General features: G+C 73.0%; 3 protein-coding genes. All 3 read left to right on the forward strand.

Translation table 11 applies throughout. The features are described from left to right. On the forward strand, nucleotides 1-787 hold a 787-nt coding region (crtI, locus tag SACSA_RS23015), incomplete at its 5' end, for a phytoene desaturase family protein (RefSeq protein ID WP_048876812.1). A gap of 24 nt (nucleotides 788-811) precedes the next feature. Further along, nucleotides 812-1,600 (forward strand): LLM class F420-dependent oxidoreductase, encoded by a 789-nt coding sequence (locus SACSA_RS0114115; RefSeq protein WP_019816550.1) that lies wholly within the window; start codon nucleotides 812-814, stop codon nucleotides 1,598-1,600. Between the two features lie 59 nt (nucleotides 1,601-1,659). Beyond that, nucleotides 1,660-2,427, forward strand: a 768-nt coding sequence (locus SACSA_RS26195) for an AAA family ATPase (RefSeq protein ID WP_048876810.1), incomplete at its 3' end; no start/stop codon positions are given.

Genomic DNA, 2,427 nt, shown 5'->3' on the forward strand with positions numbered 1-2,427 from the left:
ACTGCGGTGGAACACACGGGCGGCCCGGCTGGAGCGGTCCGGGCCGACGGTGCGGGCCGTCCACACCGCCGACGGGGCGCGCGTCGCATGCGACGCGGTGGTGCTGGCCACGGAGTTGACCACGGCCTACACCCTGCTGGGCCGCACGCCCCGCCGCCCTGTGCCGCTGCGGTTCTCCCCCTCGGCCGTCGTGCTGCACGGGCACACCGCACGGACGTGGCCGGAACTCGACCACCACACGCTGTTCTTCGGCGGCGCGTGGCGGACGACGTTCGCCGAGATCGCCCGCGAGGGCACGTTGATGAGCGACCCGTCGCTGCTGCTCACCCGGCCGACCGCGACCGATCCCACCCTGGCGCCGCCCGGCAGGCACGTGGTCTCGGTGCTCGCCCCCGCGCCGAACCTGCGCACCGGGCGGCTCGACTGGCCGAGACTGGCCCCTGCCTACCGCGACGAACTGCTGCGCACGCTCACCGCACGGGGCCTCGACTCCTTCGCCGACGATGTCACCGTTGACGAGGTGGTCACACCGGATACCTGGGCCGCGCGTGGGCTCGCGGCCGGAACACCGTTCTCGTTGGCACACACCGTCACGCAGACGGGCCCGTTCCGCCCGGCCAACCGGGTCCGGGGTGTCGACAACGTCGTGCTCGCAGGATGCGGAACGGTGCCCGGCGTCGGCATCCCCCCGGTCCTGATCTCGGGACGGATCGCGGCGGAGCGGCTCGCCCGCACGCACCAGCGTGTCCGAGGGCGCGTGTCCGGGGCGACGGGCACGCGTGTGTGAGCCGATCTCACTAGGGTCGGACCCATGACCGCGACAGGACACAGGCAGGTCCGGATCGGGCTCCAGGTGCAGCCCCAGCACGCCGACTACGACGACATTCGCCGCACTGTCGCCGAGGCCGAGCGGCTCGGCGCCGATCTGGTCTTCAACTGGGACCACTTCTACCCGCTGACCGGCGACCCGGACGGCAAGCACTTCGAATGCTGGACGATGCTGGGCGCGTGGGCCGAGGCCACCTCCCGGGTCGAGTTCGGCGCCCTGGTGACCTGCAACAGCTACCGGAATCCCGAACTGCTGGCCGACATGGCGCGCACCGTCGACCACATCAGCGGCGGCAGGGCGGTGCTCGGCATCGGGGCGGGCTGGTTCGAAAAGGACTACCGGGAGTACGGCTACGAGTTCGGCACGAAGGGCGGCAGGCTCGCCGATCTCGCCGAGGCACTGCCTCGCATCGAGAAGCGGTGGGCCCGGCTCAACCCCGCGCCGACCCGCAAGATCCCGGTGCTGATCGGGGGCGGAGGGGAACGCAAGACCTTGCGCCTTGTGGCCGAACACGCCGACATCTGGCACGGCTTCGGCGATGTCGAGGTCGCCGCCCGCAAGGTCGAGGTACTCGACCGGCACTGCGCCGACGTCGGGCGCGACCCGCGCGAGATCGAGCGGTCGGTGGGTGTGCACGGCGACCCGGCCGCCTCCGGCGACCAGCTTCTCGACCTGGGGATCACCCTGTTCACGGTCTCGGCGGGCGGTCCGGACTACGACCTGGACACGCTACGCCGGTGGCTCGCGTGGCGGGACGAGAAGAACGGCTGATCGGAGGGTTCTCCCGGACACGTCTTTCCATGCGGTGACCGAGCGGTAACACTGGCGAGATGCTCGCCGTGTGGGATGACACGCCCGCGCACGCCCACGCCGTGCGCGGGCGCGACCGGGAACTCGCGACGCTGACCGGCGCACTCGACGACGCGGCCCGGGGCACGGGCACGGCGCGGGTGGTCCTCGGCAGGCCCGGACTCGGCACGACCACCCTGCTCGACGCGGTGGTCGCGCGCGCCGACGGCGCCAGAGTACTGCGTGTGCGGGGGACGGCCGCCGAGGCGGACGTGCCCTTCGCCGGACTGCACCAACTGGTGCGACCACTGGAACACCTGCTGTCCCGCCTGCCCGAGGAACACGCGGAGGCGTTGCGCCGGGTGCTGTCGCTGGACCCGGAGACCGGACCGGGCGCCTCGCACCCGGCCACGCACGCGCTCTTCGCCGCCGCCGCGGCCGAGGGCACCACGGTGTGCTGCGTCGACGCGGCGCACGAGCTCGACGCCGCGTCGCTTTCCGCGCTCGGCTTCGCCGCCCGCAGGCTCGACCACCTCGGTGTGCTGCTCGTGCTCGCCGCCGACCACGCGATCTCGCCAGGACGCGCCGAGTCGCTGACCGGGTTGCCGACCCTGCGCCTGGGCCCGCTGGACGACGACGCGGCACGGGAACTGCTACGCGACCGGCTCGGCGCGATACCGCAGGACCTCGGCGACAGCCTGCTCGACCTCGCCCGGGGCAACCCGGCGGCGTTGACCGAACTCGCGTCCGCGGTGACGGTGGACCAGCTCAGCGGGCGCGCCGACCCGCCGCGTGCGCTTCCCCCGGAC

It is taken from the genome of Saccharomonospora saliphila YIM 90502 (genome assembly GCF_000383795.1).
Classification (GTDB): domain Bacteria; phylum Actinomycetota; class Actinomycetes; order Mycobacteriales; family Pseudonocardiaceae; genus Saccharomonospora; species Saccharomonospora saliphila.

Excerpts from the sequence above, each read along its gene's own strand:
- SACSA_RS0114115 (WP_019816550.1), top strand. The coding sequence starts at position 812 with ATGACCGCGACAGGACACAGGCAGGTCCGGATCGGGCTCCAGGTGCAG.